The sequence below is a fragment of the Bradyrhizobium monzae genome (assembly GCF_021458635.1).
Classification (GTDB): Bacteria; Pseudomonadota; Alphaproteobacteria; order Rhizobiales; family Xanthobacteraceae; genus Bradyrhizobium.
On sequence record NZ_JAIRDQ010000014.1, the window covers coordinates 218,610 to 233,616 of the forward strand.

Genomic DNA, 15,007 nt, shown 5'->3' on the forward strand with positions numbered 1-15,007 from the left:
AGTCTGTGAGCGCTCCGCAGCATACGCTGCGCAGCGTCCGCCAACGGCGGACGTTCGCACGATCTGCGATCAATTCACGCTCGCCAGATAGCCCGCCAGAATGGTCCGGCTTTGGCTCAGCATCTCGATGCGTTCGTCGATCAGACCGACCTGCTGGGCCAGTATTCTTCGTAGCTCGTTGCAGGGCGTGAACGCCGGATCGTTGTTGCGCACGCACGGGAGCAAGCGCTGAATCGTGTCGAGCGTCATTCCGGCCGCGCCAAGCATTTTGATCCGCCGCACGGTTTGCTCTTCGTCCGGGCCATAATCGCGGTACCCGGACTCGGTCCGCAATGGCGCAAGCAGTCCTTCGGCTTCGTAGTAGCGCAGCATTCGGACGCTGACGCCCGTCCTCCGGGAGAGCTCGCCAATTTTCATCTGAAAACCTCTTGACCCTTACAGCGCTGTCAGACCCTACGGGCTGTGCTCATCCAAGTCATGCCGCTTGTGAAGGGTGCAACGATGAAAGCCTACCATTTGAACGGCCATGCCGATGCTGGCCAGCTCGTACGAACCGACGTCAGCAAACCTGAACCCGCCGGTGGCGAGGTCCGCATCCGCCTCGAAGCGGCAAGCCTGAACTATCGCGACCTCCTGATCCTCGACCGCGCCGGCCAAAACCAGCTCAACGGCCGCGTGCCGCTCTCCGACGGTGCGGGCGTCGTTGACGCCATCGGCCCCAACGTCGCGCGATGGCACGTCGGAGACCGCGTTGTCGCCTCGTTCTTTCGCGATTGGGTCTCGGGGCCGTTCAAGTCCAGCTATGTTCCGTCATCCCTCGGTGGCAACACGATGGACGGAATGCTGGCGGAGTATGTCGTGCTGCCGGCAGCTGCGCTCGTGCCCGTGCCGCCGCATTTGTCTTAGGTCGAAGCCGCGACCTTGCCTTGCGCGGGCGTCACGGCTTTCCATGGCCTCATCGCACGCGGCGGGATGGATAAAGGCGATGCGCTGCTGGTCCAGGGAACGGGTGGCGTCGCGCTGTTCGGACTTCAGTTCGCAGCCGCGCTTGGCGCGCGCGCGATCGTGATCTCCTCCTCGGATGAAAAGCTCGCCCGTGCCAAGGCGCTGGGTGGCTCGATCCTCATCAATTACCGCGACACGCCTGACTGGGATGTCGCCCTGATGAAGGCGACGGATGGCGCGGGCGCCAGTCATATCCTCGAACTCGGCGGACCCGGCACCTATGACCGATCGCTGCGATCGGTCGCTTCGGGCGGAAAGATCATTCAGATCGGTGTCCTGACAGGCTTTGGCCCGAAGCCCGACCTCGCGCGCCTGCAGTGGGAGAATGCCGACATCATCGGTGTCACCGTCGGATCGGTCGAACATTTCGCCGCGATGAATCGATTCCTGACCGAACATGCCATTCATCCGATTATCGATCGGGTCTACGGCTTTGACGAGGTGCCCGATGCCTATGCTCATCTGCGGAGCGGCTCACATTTCGGCAAGATCGTCGTGAAGCTTTAGAAACCAAAGGGTCTGCAAGGCAAAGCGCCCAAATCCACTTTCCTGCTTGGATCGGTATCGCGTCGCCGGATATAGTCCGTGCGCCCGCAACGATCCCGGAGGACTGGTCAATTGAGCATCAAAGCCGTCGTCTTCGACGCCTACGGAACGCTCTACGACATCCAGTCGGTCGCTGACATCACCGAGGATGCGTTCCCGGGCTATGGCGAGATCATCACGCAGGTCTGGCGGATCAAGCAGCTCGAATACACCTGGTTGCGTTCGCTGATGCAGCGCTACCAGGATTTTTCTGTCGTCACGCGCGACTCGCTGGCCTATACGCTGCGCGTGCTCGGGCTTGCCTATGAGAGCGAGGCCTTCGAGCGCGTCATCGAAAAATATCTGCATCTCGATCTTTATTCCGACGCGACCGCAGCGCTCACGGCGCTGAAGCCGCGCAAGCTTGCCATTCTCTCCAATGGCAGCCCGGACATGCTGAACGCGCTGGTGCGCAATTCCGGCCTCGACCGGCTGCTCGACGCCACCATCAGCGTCGATGCGAAGCAGATCTTCAAGCCGAACCCACAGGCCTATGAGCTGATCGGCGAGGTGCTCGGCACGAAGCCGGACGAGGTTCTGTTTGTCTCCTCCAATCCCTGGGACGTGGCCGGCGCCAAAGCGTTCGGGCTCAACGTCGCCTGGATCGAACGGGTGACGCCGGAAGCGATGGCGCTGGCTTGCGTCGAGAACGAACTCGTGGCACCGCTGACCATGTTCAAGGCGATCCGCACCCAGATGGACGAGCTCGGCTTTGCGCCGGATCACCGCGTCCGTTCGCTCTCGGAGCTGGCAAAGATCGTCTGAGCATCGCCGCCTTGCCCGTAACGAATGAGCTGACTGGAATGAGCCTGGAATCCGTTCGCGCCTTTTTCGCCGAGAAAGCCCCCGACATTTCCGTCATGGAATCCCCGATCAGCTCGGCGACGGTGCCGCTGGCCGCCGAAGCCTATGGCGTCGAGCCCGGCATGATCGCCAAGACGCTGTCCTTGCGCGTCGGCGACCGTGTGATCCTGATCGTCGCGGCCGGCACCTCGCGCATGGACAACAAGAAGGTGAAGGCGCAATTCGGCGGCAAGCCGAAGATGTTGGGGCTGGAAGAGGTCGCCGAGATCACCGGCCACGAGGTCGGCGGCGTCTGCCCGTTCGGGCTGAAATCACCGCTGCCGGTCTATTGTGACGTCTCGCTGAAAGCATTCGACGTCGTGGTGCCGGCCGCGGGCTCGACCCACAGCGCGGTGCGCATCACGCCCGACAGGATCGCCGAGCTGACCGCGGCCGAGTGGGTCGATGTCTGCGAGGTCAGGCCGTAAGCCAGCGATGGCGTGGACTGAAGCCTGATGCATTTGCCGGTCAGGGAGGCTAGCATAGGGACCATGACCGACGACAAGGTGAAACGACGACTGACCACCGTGCTGTGCGCTGATGTGTACGGCTATTCTCGCCTCATGGAGGCAGACGAGACGAGAACACTGGAGACGCTTCGCCGCTACCGCACCGCCATTGCGGGATTGGTCGAGCGTCATGACGGCCGCATCGTGAATACCTGGGGCGACGCTGTCATCGCCGAATTCGCCAGCGTTGTCGAGGCCGTGCAATGCGCGGTCGAGATTCAGCAGGAAATTTCCAACCAGGATTCGGACCCGCCCGACGCGAACCCGATGCGGTTTCGCATCGGCATCAACCTCGGCGATGTGATGGTGGATGGTACCGACATCTATGGCGACGGGGTCAACATCGCGTCGCGGCTGCAAGAGCTCGCCGAACCCGGCGGCGTCGTGATCTCGAGCTCCGTCTACGATCAGGTCCACAACAAACTGTCCGTTGGCTTCGACTGCCTCGGCCAGCGACCCATGAAGAACATTGCACCCGTGACCAGCTATCGGTTGACCCTGGGTGGCCAAACCACAGGACGAGGGAGCTTCCCGATCGAAGGAGGCCCAGCTCCCCGCGAAGCCGCTCGTGCCCCGCGGATCGGCGACAGGCACGGGCCATCCGCGCCGACGAATGTCGTCTCGGAGTGGTTGGCGAAGCTGCCCCGCCCGGTTGCAACAGCCCTCACGGTGTCGGTCTTCTTAATTCTGATCAATCTGTTCACTGGCGCGCATAAAATCTGGTTCCATTGGCCAGTCGCAGCCATTCTCTTCGGTGTCGTCCTGCGGATGGTGCTTGGACATCGCCCGGAGTCGGACAGCAGGGGCGAGCGCTGATCGAGGCGGTACGACCGCATCGTCAAGCCTGTCGCTGCGCAGCTTTCCGGATGATGCGGCGCTAATCATCGTCATCGTCGTAAGGCCGTGGCTGCGACTGCGGAGATGGCGGCGGCGCATTATTATAGCGCGGCGGCGGCGCGACGCGACCGCGCGGGACCGGCTGCTGCGGCGGCATCTGGTTGTTGGACTGGAACACCGCACGACAGGCGCTCGAAAGCTGCGGCGTGTTCTGCTGCAGGCAAGCGGTGATGCGGCTCACATCCGGAATCTGATCGCTGCAAAGGCGCCAGACATCCGGCGTGCAGGCCATCTGTTGTTCCATGGTGCCGCGATATTCCTGCGCGAACGCCGCGCCCTGCGCGACGATGCCGCCGACCGCAAGCGCCGCACCCAGCGCAATTCGCCCTGTTCGCATGGTCCCAGTTCCTTCTCGAGTCGCTCGATTTGTCTTCAATCAATGAGACAGGGTCAGGTTCTGGCCCAACAAAAAAATGTGAAAACTCCGCTGGAACCTATTCGACCCGCCCGATCTTCTTGACCGCCGCGATCAGCCGTGCGCTGTCGGTTGCCACGAAATCGGAGAACGCCGGCGCATCCTGATAGGCGACGAGGCTGCCCGAAGCATCGAAGGTCCTGAGCACGTCCGGGTTTGCCATCACCTGCGCCATTGCCTCGCGCAGGCGGGTCGCGATCGACGCGGGAAGTGAGCTCTGCGCGAACAGACCGGCCCAGATGTACATCTCGACATCCTTGTAGCCGAGCTCCTGAAAGGTCGGCACATCGGGGAAGCTCGCGATGCGCTGCGCGCCGCAATTGCCGAGCACGCGCAGCTTGCCGTCGTCGACCTGCGGCTTCAGCGTGCCCGGCGCCGCCGCGATCGCCTGCACGGTGCCGCCGAGCAGCGCGGTCAAGGCCGGCCCCGCGCCGCGGAACGGCACGTGCAGCAGTTTGATGCCGGCGCTGTTGGCAAACATCTCCATGGCCACATGCAGCGTGCCGTACGGTCCGGATGAACCATAGGTGATCTGGCCCGGGCGCTTGTTCGCGTCCTCGACGAATTCCTGCGCGGTCTTCCATGGCGCCGAAGTCGGCACCGCAAGCAGCGTGGGATCGGCCAGCACGCGCGCGATCGGCATGAACTGCGACACTTCATAGGCGACGGGACGCTCGAACAGCCGGTCGGCTTCCGGCAGCACAGCAAGTGAGGACAACGTCATCAGCAGCGTGTAACCGTCGGGCTCGGCGCGCGCGGCCGCGGCGTTGCCGACCGATCCGCCGGCCCCGCCGGCGCGGTTGTCGACGATGACGGACTTGCCGAGAATCCGCTCCAGCGCCTGCGCGACGGGACGCGCCGCAAGGTCGGCCTGGCCGCCGGCCGGGAACGGCACGATCATGGTGATGTTGCGGGCAGGATAGGCTTGCGCGAAGGCCGCATCCGGCAATGCAGTACGCAACAACGGCAATGCGGCAACGGCGCGCAAGACGTCGCGTCGATCCATGGCAGCCCCTCCCCTTATTTTCTTGTTTCCGCTCCAGCCTAGCGCGGCGATCGGCAAGAACAAGCCGTTTACGAAGCGTTAGCCATGTTCGTCCCGCTCCGGAACCCATCCCCGCCCCCCTCCGTTGCCCTGTCAGGGCGTGTGCCGAGGGAGTGCGCTATGGGAAAATTCGCGACCATCGACGTCGCCCTGGACGAGATGCTGGTGAACCTCGCAGCGATCGTCCTGCGGCTTTCAAAGCCCGAAGTGACCCGGACGCCGGAAGCGCGCCGCGCCTTGGCGCAATCGGTGCATCAATACGCGGTGTGCGCCGCACGCTCGACCGACCCGCGCGTACACGAGTTGAAGACGCGGCTCGAAGAGACGGTGAAGCCAGCCTTGCGCATTGTCGCGATCGACGGCGTGAAGGTGTCGTAGTTGCGCTCCGTCATTGCGAGGAGCTCTTGCGACGAAGCAATCCAGAATCCCTCCGCGGAGATAATCTGGATTGCTTCGCTACGCTCGCAATGACGGAGTTCGTTGAAGCAGCTCGCTCTAAGCTTTTGCTTTCCCCCGAGGCCGCCGCTTGCATGTGCCGGGCAGCTTCGCTGCGAGAAATTCGCCGAGCGCTTCGACGCGGGCGGGGCGCGGGCCACCGGGTGGGGTTATGAGATGCACGGCGCCTTCGGCCTGTTTCCAGTCCTTCAGGATCACTTCGACTTCGCCGGAGGAGATGGCCTCGCCGACGATGAATTCGGGGAGCTCGGCGATGCCGAGGCCGGCGATCAGCGACGGCATCACGGCCTCGCCATTGTTGACGCGAAGCAGGCCGCCGGGACGGACGCTGGCCTGCTCGCCGGCCGAGTTGGTGTAGTGCCAGACGTTCGGCGTCGAAAGATAGGCGTAGCTGAAGCATTTGTGCTCGGCGAGATGCATCGGATGCGTCGGGCGGCCATGCTTCTTGAGATAGGATGGCGCCGCCACGGTGAAGCGCGGCATGGTGAAGAGCCGCCGCGCGATCAGCGAGGAGTCCGGCAGCCGCGCGATCCGCACCGCCATGTCAAAGCCCTCGCCGATGAGATCGACGGTCGCATCGCTCAAATGCAGATCGACCGAGACCTCCGGATAGGTTTCGAAAAACTCCGGCAGCAGCGGCGCCACCGCCTTGATCCCGAACGTCATGGGCACCGCGAGCCGCACCAGGCCGCGCGGCGCCACCGATTGCGCCAGCGCCTCGTTCTCGGCTGCCTCGCCGTCGGCGAGCAGGCGCGTCGCGCGGTCGGCGAGCTTGTGCCCGGCATCGGTCAGCGCCAGCCGGCGCGAGGTGCGGTTGAACAGGCGGGCGCCGAGCCGCTCCTCCAGGCGGGTCACCGCCTTCGACACCGTGGCCTTGGACATCGCGAGCTCGGCTGCAGCCCCCGCAAACGAGCGCAATTCCACGACTTTTGCGAAAATCGCGAGCGCCTCGAAATCGGGGAGCTTGGCCATGGGGTCACTCCGTGAGGTCAATTTCAGGAAACAATGTGTTTCAACAGTTTCTATTTCTATACCACAAGCGGAGGCTTATCCAAGGGTCATCAGACATTCAGGAATGGAGAAATCCAATGACCAAGAAGCTCTCAGGCAAGGTTGCCCTCGTCACCGGCGGTTCGCGCGGCATCGGCGCGGCATCGGCCCGCGCTCTCGCCGATGAAGGCGCGGATGTCGCGATCAGCTACGTCGCCTCGCCCGAAAAGGCCGAAGCGGTCGTCACCGAACTGAAGGCCCGCGGCGTCAAGGCCCGCGCCTTCAAGGCAGACCAGGCTTCGGCCAAGGACGTGACGAAGCTCGTCAACGACGTCGCCAGGGAATTCGGCCATCTCGACATTCTCGTCAACAACGCCGGTGTCGCCAATGGCGGCGCGGTCGACGACGCCAACGCCGACACGGCCGCGCTGGAGCGGCAGGACCAGGTCAACGTGCATGGTGTGATCGCGGCGATCCGTGCCGCCTCGCAATTGATGGGTGAAGGCGGCCGCATCGTCACCGTCGGTTCGATGCTGGCGGACCGCGCCTCCTTCCCGGGCCTTGCCGACTACGTTGCTACCAAGTCGGCCGTGGTCGGTTACACCAAGGGCGCGGCGCGCGACCTCGGCCCGCGCGGCATCACCGTGAACGTGGTGCAGCCCGGCTCGATCGACACCGACATGAATCCGAAGGATGGCGGCGAGTTCGCCGAGACCCAGCGCAAGCAGCACGCGCTGCAGCGTTTCGGACGGCCCGAGGAAGTCGCCGCCGGCGTGGTCTTCCTCGCCAGCCCCGAAGCCTCCTTCGTCACCGGCACCGTGCTCAATGTCGACGGCGGGTTTGGCGCCTGATCAAGGCGCCGACCACTTCAACCAGGATTACGCAAATGATCGAACTCAGACCTTTCGCAAAACTCGGCGGCGCCGATCACGGTTGGCTCAAGGCCAAGCATCATTTCTCCTTCGCCAGCCATTATGACCCGAACAACATGGGCCATGGCGCCCTGCGGGTGTGGAACGATGACGAGATTGCCCCGAACACCGGCTTTCCCGCCCATCCCCACGCCAACATGGAGATCATCACCTATGTGCGCGAAGGCGCGATCACCCATCAGGACAGCCTCGGCAACGAGGGCCGCACTGAAGCGGGCGACGTGCAGGTGATGAGCGCCGGCAGCGGTATCCGCCACGCCGAGTACAATCTCGAGCCGACGCAGACCCGGCTCTTCCAGATCTGGATCGAGCCGACGCTGCGTGGCGGCCAGCCGACCTGGGGCTCAAAGCCGTTTCCGAAAGCGGATCGCTCCGGCAAGCTCGTTACCATTGCGAGCGGCATCGCGGGCGACGCGGACGCGCTGCCGATCCGCGCCGATGCGCGTGTGCTCGCGACCACGCTGAAGGCCGGCGAGATCGCCGAGTACGAGCCGCAAAAGGCGCGGCACCTCTATCTGGTGCCGGCGGCAGGCGCGGTCGAGATCAACGGTGTGCGTGTCAACGCCCGCGACGGCGCCGCAATCCGCGACGAGGCCAGGCTGACAATTACCGCGCTCGAAGACTCCGAGCTCGTGCTCGTCGACGCGGCGTAACCGCTCTTTCCGTCATGGCCGGGCTTGTCCCGGCCATCCACGCCCTTCCATGAGCAATCAAGAACGTGGATGCCCGGGACAAGCCCGGGCATGACGACCCCCAACTTCAATCAACATCTCACCCAATTCAACGGAGACCACGATGACCAAAGTTCTCGTCCTGTATTATTCCGCCTACGGCCACATCGAAGCGATGGCGAATGCCGTTGCCGAAGGCGCACGCGAAGCCGGCGCGACCGTCGATATCAAGCGCGTGCCCGAGCTGGTGCCGGCCGAGGTCGCGAAAGCCTCGTATTACAAGGTCGACCAGGCCGCGCCGATCGCCGAGATCGCGGACCTCGCCAATTACGACGCGATCATCGTCGGTACCGGCACCCGCTTCGGCCGCATGTCCTCGCAGATGGCGAACTTCCTCGACCAGGCCGGCGGCCTCTGGGCCAAGGGCGCACTGCACGGCAAGGTCGGCGGCGCCTTCACCGCAACCGCGACCCAGCACGGCGGCCAGGAGACGACGCTGTTCTCGATCATCACCAACCTGCTGCATTTCGGCATGACGGTGGTCGGCCTGAACTACGGCTTCGCCGGCCAGATGAAGCTCGACGAGGTCACCGGCGGTTCGCCCTATGGCGCGACCACGATCACCGGCGGCGACGGCAGCCGCCAGCCCAGCGCCAATGAACTCGCCGGCGCGCGCTATCAGGGACGCCAGATCGCCGAGACCGCCAGGAAACTGCACGGTTAAGCTTAGGCTCCAAAACCAGCTGCATGGCAGATGCGACGCGGGCGGCATTCTCTCAAGGGAATGCCGCCTTATCTGTGTGACGAGACGCAGGACTTGCGAAACAAATGGCTTTCGAACTTCTCTTGATCGCGCAGATGATCCGCAGGCCGGCCCAGGCGCTTGCGCGGCGCTGGTATTGCCGCAGCCTGTTCCGCGCCTCGCGCGGCCGGTTTCACTGCGCGGAGTGCACGGGATCCTGACCGTCACGCCTGCGTGATGTCGCCGTGCGCCGGGATGCTGACCGCGGGCGCAGAAGCCGGCGCCGTCGACAGCCACCAACAGTCGCCGGCAAACCAGCAGGTGTCGTCGGGCGCGACGCCTCGCCGCAGCGACTGCACGCCCTCCCATCCCTTTGCGAACGCTTCAGCCAATCGGCGGCCCGCATCCGCATCCTGGAGTCCCGCGCTCGCGCAGCTCGACCGTGGCGATGCCTTTCAGATTATCGCGCGCAAGCGCAGCCAGGCGTTCGTCGATCTCATAGGCATAGACGCGGCCATCGGGACCGGCGAGCTCGGCGAGAATGGCGGTGTAATAGCCGGTGCCCGCGCCGATCTGCAGCACGGTCTCGCCTTCCCTGACGCCGCATCCGCTGAGCCAATAGGCGTGCGCACCGGGCATGCCGATGTTGACGCCACGCGCCGGATCCAGCGCCAGCAGCGCGTTCTGATAGAGAAAGGCGGGATCGTCATCGGGCGTCACGACGTAGGGATGGCCGCCGAACGAGATCGACCACGGCCCGGGTCCGGCGAAGCGTTCGCGCTTGACGTTGCGAAACGCCTGCTCGATACGCGGGGCCGCAGCGCAGATCAACTGCGCATAGAATGCGCGATATTTGGCCGAACGATCGTCCATGTCGCCTCCGGGTTGCGGTGGCGACGATAACACAAGCATTACGATATTGGAGTGACCCTGCAACCCGCGAGCGTGAATCGCTCTAGCGCGTGCCCTTGCCCATCGCCCGCGCGGCGAAGGCGGCGAGCCGCGGATGGCGGCGCAAACCCTGGGCAGCATGGTCGCGCAGCATAAAAGGCAGCCCACGCCAGGACAGCGCGACGCTGACATCGGTCAGGGCGACCTGCTCGGCGCCGAAGCGACGCTTGTAATCGTGATTGCCGATGCTGAGATCGAAGCGCCGCACGCCTTGCGCATGCAGCGCCGCCATGGTGCGCTCGGTCACGAGCAGCCCCGGCGAACAATTCGCCCATTGCTTGCCGGCATGGCCGATCCGCAGCAGATAATAAGTCGCGCCGTATCGGATGCCGAACGTGGTGGCAACGATGCCCTCGTCGCAGACCAGTGCCGAGACCACCGCATAGCCTTCCGCAACGCCCTGCCGGGCAACATCACGATAGAAGCGAGCGTGGGCCTCATCGTTGAGGACAAATCGCGAGCCGAGCTGCTGCATGCGCTCCCGCTGCTGGACGTCCATCACGTCGAGGAACTCGTGCGTGCGCGCAACGTCGGTGGCAATCTCGAACTGCGCGCCGGCATGACGGCCGAACACGCGCCAGCAGCGCGGCATCTGCATGCGTTTGATCGAGGCCTGATAGTCCGCATAGTCGTCGCCGGTCAGCACGAGATTGCCGTTGAGCGAGCACGAGCCGAGCCGGCCGAGCGACACCAGCGGGTTCGGCCTGGCGCCGACATAGGCCGGCAACTTCTTCAGGCGCAGCAGGTCGAGGCCATCAGGCGAGGCGCGCAACGCGTCCAACAGCGCCGCGCCGATCGCCTGCGCGCCGGCGGCATCGAAAGTCGCGTCGCGGGCCAGGATCGGGGCGTTGTTGTCGGAGACGCCGAGATCGGCAAACTCGACGACGCGGATGCCGCGCCTGACATGGCTGAACATCGGCACAATCGCGATGTCCTTGCCGGTCGCGGCGTCGGAGATCACGGCGATCAACGGTGCTACGCCATGGAAGGCCTCGTACCAGGCGCCCAGCCAGTAACCATGCTGGAATGCGGTGCGATGGCCCGCATTCAGGCGCAAGGCGGCCTGTCGCCAGTCACGCAAGAAATCGACTGAGATTCCCGACGTGCTGGACACCCGACCATCTAATTGCTCGAGGCTGAGAAACGCCATTTGCGGGGCATACAGTTACAATACGTGTCCAGATAGATTATGTTTTGTTGCAGACCACAAGTTACGTCGCTGCTTATCGTTAAGCCAATACCGTTGCAGCGCCCGCAACGCCTCCCGTGTCCCGATATGAAACGCGCAGCTGCGACAAACTGTCAGCGGTCGGGTTTCATTTGCGCGACGCACTGGAACCTGGCGAGGAAATGCAACCCGGCGACCGCGAGCGCGAACATGAACCAGACCGGGTTCTGTCGCTCGAGCAGGAAGGTCTCGGTTGTCCCGAAATACAGGCCGAACAGCCAGATGGTCAGGAACAGCTTGCCCAGCGCGTTGCTGCGGTTGTGGGCCTGGACCTGCTGGAAATTGCGCAGCGGCGTCCAGACGAAAATGAGGATGACCAGCAGCAGGCCCGGCAGGCCGATGGTGACTGCGAGATCGAGATAGCTGTTGTGGCTGTGCGCTGCGGCCACGGCCCATTCCGAGCCCTGGGTGGTCTTCCCCTCCGCCGCGCCGTCCCAGAACGCCGCATAGCCATGACCAGTGATCGGCTTTTCCGCGACGGCCGAGAGCGCAAACTCCCAGACCTCGGCACGGCCGGTGAAGGTGGGATCGACCGGAAGCGCCCGCGTGATGCTGCCGAGCACCGGGGTCATGACGCTGCCAACCGTCAGCAGGTTCATCACGATAAGCGGCGCAAAGCAGATGATCCGCTTCAGCCACAGGCTACGCGTGACGTAGACCAGCGAAGCCACGGCATAGATCGCAAGGCACAGCACCGACGACGTCTTGCCGCCGGTGAAGATCAGGAAGATGCCGGCCAGCAATGCGATCGCTGGCCCCATCACGAAGGAGCCCACGGCTGACAGGTAAATGCCGACATAGACCAGGATACTCATCACCGGCGAGGCGATGTTCTTGTGGTCAAAGCTGCCACGCCAGTCGCCGGCAAGCTGCGGCTCGGTGATGTCGAGCGCGCTGTGGATCGAATATTGCGGGGCAAAGAAGATTCCGAGATAGCACACCACCAGCAACACCAGCGCGGCGCCGCCAAGGCACAGATTGAAGCTCCGCGGTGTCGGCGGCAGCAGCGGTAGCACGACGGCAAGCGTGGTCGCGCTGACCGCAAGCACGAAGCGCTGGATCGAGAGCTCGCGGCTCCCGGAGAATACGAGATTGATCAGCATCCAGCCGAACAGGCAGAGATGCAGCGGCGTGACCAGGCTTCGAAGCGCGGGCGCGTCGGTGGTGAGGGTGAGCAGCACCGCGACCGCGCCCAGCAATCCGAACGAGATGTAGGTCGTCGCCAATCGTCCGCCGACGACGGTGGCAATGTCGGGGTTGCTCAAGTCCTGAAACGGATCGAGCGTGATCAGAACCAGCAGCAGGGCCGCGACGGCGACAAGACAGCGCGCCACGTTGACGACGTTGAGCCTCGCCACCACGCCGTGCAGCGCGTGGCCGAGCGAGCGGGCCTCGACGTCAGTCATGTCTGCGGCGCTGCGATCCATGCCTCAAGGCCGGGTGGGACGATGGGGGTCGTCCGAGGTCTAGCCCATCCCCGTTAACCATCCGTCAACCAGCACGTCGGAAGCGGCAGGAACCCGGCTCTGCCGTGCGACGCTGCGCGCGATCTCGTAATATTGCAGCGCGCGCTGCTCCAGCGTGAGATTGTCCAGGATGTAGCCGCGCGGGTCGAATTTGCCCGCGGTGCAGCCGGCCCAGAAATCGGTCCAGCGGTCCTCGAAGCCGGCGCGGTCCGTGAATTTGAGCCCGCAGCGATCATCCCAATAGGGCACCGACGACACCGGCTCGAACCGCACCCGGTGCGGATAATAGTCGGGATCTGGCCACGGACCGCCGGGATCCCAGGCCAATACCGGCACGCCGCTGGACAGCGCCTGCTGATAGGCGATGCCCTGGCTTTCGTTCCGGCAGAGGAAGATCATCGCGCGCGATTGCGCGAGCGCGGCCTGATAGTCTTCCTCCTTGTAGCTGCCGTAACGCAGCTCGGTGAAGGAGCGGCCTTCCCTGATCAGCCGCGCGCGAACCGGCTCGACCAGCTCCGGCATGTAACGGTCGCGGTCCAAGCTGATCTTGTCGTAGAGCAGGACATCGATAGTCTTGTCGCGCGGGCGCGACGGCGTCCACAGGTCGGTGTCGATGCCGACGGGCCAGGCCTCCGTCTCTGGCCAATAGAGCCGGTACATCTCGGCGTACCACGGACCGGGCACCAGGAATTTCCTGACTGGAAGCCGTTTGAACAGGTCAGGATCGTCCAACGGATGGTTATAGGCACAAACTCCAAGCAGGATCGGGTTCTTCCACGCAAACTTGTCGAGCAGGAAGGCACGGCCGATGATGCAGGCGACTTCCTCGGGGTGCTGCGCAATGTAGCCGTAGTCGTTGATGCGGTAACGGATGCCGAGGCGGTCGAGGCCGGCGCAGAGATTGAGGAACACGCGCAGCTGCCCACTCATGCGCGGCTCACCGAACAGCATCTTGCGCGCCATGCGCCGCAAATGCCGGTCGCCGGGAAACCAGCGATCGTCCTTGTCCTCATAGAACAGGTTGAGAATCATGTCGTCGGGATCGTAGTCGAATGTCTTTGCGGGCACTGGATCCATCCGCGGCAATCAGGCCTGCATTCTCGCATGAGACCAGCTGCCGAACCTCTCGAAAGCAGTGACAGACTTAACGCCACAGGTTTAACGCTAATCTACGAAACCGACGACACGACGGCCTTCGCAACAACGATTTGATCGTTATGTGGGTATCATCCGCGACGATCGGAGCTGTTGCCGCCCTCACCTGGTTAACAGATCCTTAAACACAACGAGCCATCGCTTGCCCCTCACCGACGCCATGCTCGATGCACCGGCCACCGCGCCCGCGGCGGCGGATGCGCGCGCGATGCCGCCTGTGGTTTCTGTCGTCATTCCTGCGAAGAATGCCGCGGCCTATATCGGCGAAACCATCGCAAGCGCGCTGGCGCAAGCCGATGTCTCCGAGGTGATCGTCGTCGATGACGGCTCGACCGATGACACTGTGGCGATCGTCCGGGCCATCCGCGATCCACGGCTGTGCTTGACCATCAACGACGCCAGCGGCGTGTCGGCTGCACGAAATCTCGGCGCACGAGGCGCGCGCGGAGACTGGCTGATGTTCCTTGATGCCGATGATCGCCTGCGCGCCGATGCTGTGACGACACTCCTGACGGCGGCGAAGGCCGCGCCGCGCGCGGTGCTGGTCTATGGTGACTACAACACGATCGACAGCGCAGGACGGGCGATCGGCCGCCGCGGCCTCCTGAAGGGACGTCTCAAGCCGTCCGGTAACGTGCTGGAGCGGCTCGCCGGCGGCAATTTCATCGTCAACGGCGGCATCATGCTGATCCGCACTGAGGCCCTCCGCACCACCGGCGGCTTCGACGTCTCGCTCCGCTATTGCGAGGACTGGCATTGCTGGTGCCGCCTCGCCGCAACAGGCGAGTTCGCCTATGTGCCGAAACTCCTGCTCGACTACCGCCTGCACACGGCGAACACCATGAACGCCGCGGTGCGGACGCCGCAGGATTTCTTCCCGGCGGTCGCGCGGGTGTTCGACGATGAATTGATCCTCGGCAAGCTGCCGTCAGGCGCTGCGGCCCGCTTGCGGCAGGCCGCCGAAATCCATCTGGTGACCTACGCGGCGACCCAGGCCGTCCGCTTCGGAAGGTATCGCGAAGCGCTGGGCTATCTCGGCATGGTTGGACGGCGCTCGCTCATGGCGATGCCGCGGTCCGCGATCAAGATTGCCCTGTCTTATTTCGGCATCTAGCGG

Annotated in this window: 16 protein-coding genes and 2 pseudogenes; 10 read left to right on the plus strand and 8 right to left on the minus strand. The window is 64.1% G+C overall.

What is annotated here, in order from left to right; translation table 11 throughout:
- Positions 1–69: 69 nt before the first annotated feature.
- A complete protein-coding gene (locus K3F49_RS35470) occupies positions 70–417 on the minus strand; it encodes a MerR family transcriptional regulator (protein WP_234685499.1) in 348 nt (115 codons plus the stop codon).
- A gap of 84 nt (positions 418–501) precedes the next feature.
- Here K3F49_RS35470 and K3F49_RS35475 point away from each other — a divergent pair.
- The 4 genes and pseudogenes from K3F49_RS35475 (at position 502) to K3F49_RS35490 (ending at position 3,758) form a co-directional block, all read left to right on the plus strand.
- Positions 502–1,512, plus strand: a pseudogene (locus K3F49_RS35475) (zinc-dependent alcohol dehydrogenase family protein).
- Between the two features lie 111 nt (positions 1,513–1,623).
- The gene (locus K3F49_RS35480; protein WP_234685500.1) at positions 1,624–2,355 is read left to right on the plus strand and encodes a haloacid dehalogenase type II; all 732 of its coding nucleotides are present in this window, start codon (positions 1,624–1,626) and stop codon (positions 2,353–2,355) included.
- A 38-nt stretch (positions 2,356–2,393) separates the two neighbouring features.
- Positions 2,394–2,861 (plus strand): YbaK/EbsC family protein, encoded by a 468-nt coding sequence (locus K3F49_RS35485; protein WP_234685501.1) that lies wholly within the window; start codon positions 2,394–2,396, stop codon positions 2,859–2,861.
- A 63-nt stretch (positions 2,862–2,924) separates the two neighbouring features.
- A complete protein-coding gene (locus K3F49_RS35490) occupies positions 2,925–3,758 on the plus strand; it encodes an adenylate/guanylate cyclase domain-containing protein (RefSeq protein WP_234685502.1) in 834 nt (277 codons plus the stop codon).
- 61 nt (positions 3,759–3,819) lie between these two features.
- Here K3F49_RS35490 and K3F49_RS35495 read toward each other — a convergent pair whose 3' ends face one another.
- Both K3F49_RS35495 and K3F49_RS35500 read right to left on the minus strand, forming a co-directional pair.
- A complete protein-coding gene (locus K3F49_RS35495; RefSeq protein WP_234685503.1) occupies positions 3,820–4,176 on the minus strand; it encodes a hypothetical protein in 357 nt (118 codons plus the stop codon).
- 97 nt (positions 4,177–4,273) lie between these two features.
- On the minus strand, positions 4,274–5,260 hold the full coding sequence (locus K3F49_RS35500) for a Bug family tripartite tricarboxylate transporter substrate binding protein (protein WP_234685504.1): 987 nt from the start codon (positions 5,258–5,260) through the stop codon (positions 4,274–4,276).
- A gap of 159 nt (positions 5,261–5,419) precedes the next feature.
- On the opposite strand from K3F49_RS35500, the gene K3F49_RS35505 reads away from it, so the two are divergent.
- The gene (locus tag K3F49_RS35505) at positions 5,420–5,677 is read left to right on the plus strand and encodes a hypothetical protein (protein WP_234685505.1); all 258 of its coding nucleotides are present in this window, start codon (positions 5,420–5,422) and stop codon (positions 5,675–5,677) included.
- Between the two features lie 117 nt (positions 5,678–5,794).
- Here K3F49_RS35505 and K3F49_RS35510 read toward each other — a convergent pair whose 3' ends face one another.
- Positions 5,795–6,727 (minus strand): LysR family transcriptional regulator, encoded by a 933-nt coding sequence (locus K3F49_RS35510; protein WP_234685506.1) that lies wholly within the window; start codon positions 6,725–6,727, stop codon positions 5,795–5,797.
- Between the two features lie 116 nt (positions 6,728–6,843).
- Between K3F49_RS35510 and K3F49_RS35515 the strand changes: the two genes are divergently transcribed.
- From K3F49_RS35515 to K3F49_RS39300, 4 genes are all read left to right on the plus strand, one after another.
- On the plus strand, positions 6,844–7,596 hold the full coding sequence (locus K3F49_RS35515; protein ID WP_234685507.1) for an SDR family NAD(P)-dependent oxidoreductase: 753 nt from the start codon (positions 6,844–6,846) through the stop codon (positions 7,594–7,596).
- Positions 7,597–7,631: 35 nt separating this feature from the next.
- Positions 7,632–8,330: a pirin family protein gene (locus tag K3F49_RS35520; RefSeq protein ID WP_234685508.1), complete on the plus strand. Its 699-nt coding sequence runs from the start codon at positions 7,632–7,634 to the stop codon at positions 8,328–8,330.
- Between the two features lie 142 nt (positions 8,331–8,472).
- Positions 8,473–9,072: an NAD(P)H:quinone oxidoreductase gene (gene wrbA, locus K3F49_RS35525; RefSeq protein WP_234685509.1), complete on the plus strand. Its 600-nt coding sequence runs from the start codon at positions 8,473–8,475 to the stop codon at positions 9,070–9,072.
- A gap of 104 nt (positions 9,073–9,176) precedes the next feature.
- The gene (locus K3F49_RS39300) at positions 9,177–9,311 is read left to right on the plus strand and encodes a hypothetical protein (protein WP_271600739.1); all 135 of its coding nucleotides are present in this window, start codon (positions 9,177–9,179) and stop codon (positions 9,309–9,311) included.
- A gap of 3 nt (positions 9,312–9,314) precedes the next feature.
- Here the strand turns inward: K3F49_RS39300 and K3F49_RS35535 are convergent.
- The 4 genes and pseudogenes from K3F49_RS35535 to K3F49_RS35550 all read right to left on the minus strand — a co-directional run bounded on the left by K3F49_RS35535 (position 9,315) and on the right by K3F49_RS35550 (position 13,803).
- Positions 9,315–9,963, minus strand: a pseudogene (locus tag K3F49_RS35535) (protein-L-isoaspartate O-methyltransferase family protein).
- 82 nt (positions 9,964–10,045) lie between these two features.
- Positions 10,046–11,191 (minus strand): GNAT family N-acetyltransferase, encoded by a 1,146-nt coding sequence (locus K3F49_RS35540; RefSeq protein WP_234685512.1) that lies wholly within the window; start codon positions 11,189–11,191, stop codon positions 10,046–10,048.
- Between the two features lie 152 nt (positions 11,192–11,343).
- Positions 11,344–12,696 carry an O-antigen ligase family protein gene (locus K3F49_RS35545; RefSeq protein ID WP_234685513.1) on the minus strand — a complete coding sequence of 451 codons (1,353 nt, stop codon included), beginning with the start codon at positions 12,694–12,696 and terminating at the stop codon, positions 11,344–11,346.
- A 39-nt stretch (positions 12,697–12,735) separates the two neighbouring features.
- The gene (locus K3F49_RS35550) at positions 12,736–13,803 is read right to left on the minus strand and encodes a glycosyltransferase (protein ID WP_234685514.1); all 1,068 of its coding nucleotides are present in this window, start codon (positions 13,801–13,803) and stop codon (positions 12,736–12,738) included.
- A gap of 229 nt (positions 13,804–14,032) precedes the next feature.
- On the opposite strand from K3F49_RS35550, the gene K3F49_RS35555 reads away from it, so the two are divergent.
- On the plus strand, positions 14,033–15,004 hold the full coding sequence (locus tag K3F49_RS35555; RefSeq protein ID WP_452101149.1) for a glycosyltransferase: 972 nt from the start codon (positions 14,033–14,035) through the stop codon (positions 15,002–15,004).
- Positions 15,005–15,007 lie beyond the last annotated feature (3 nt).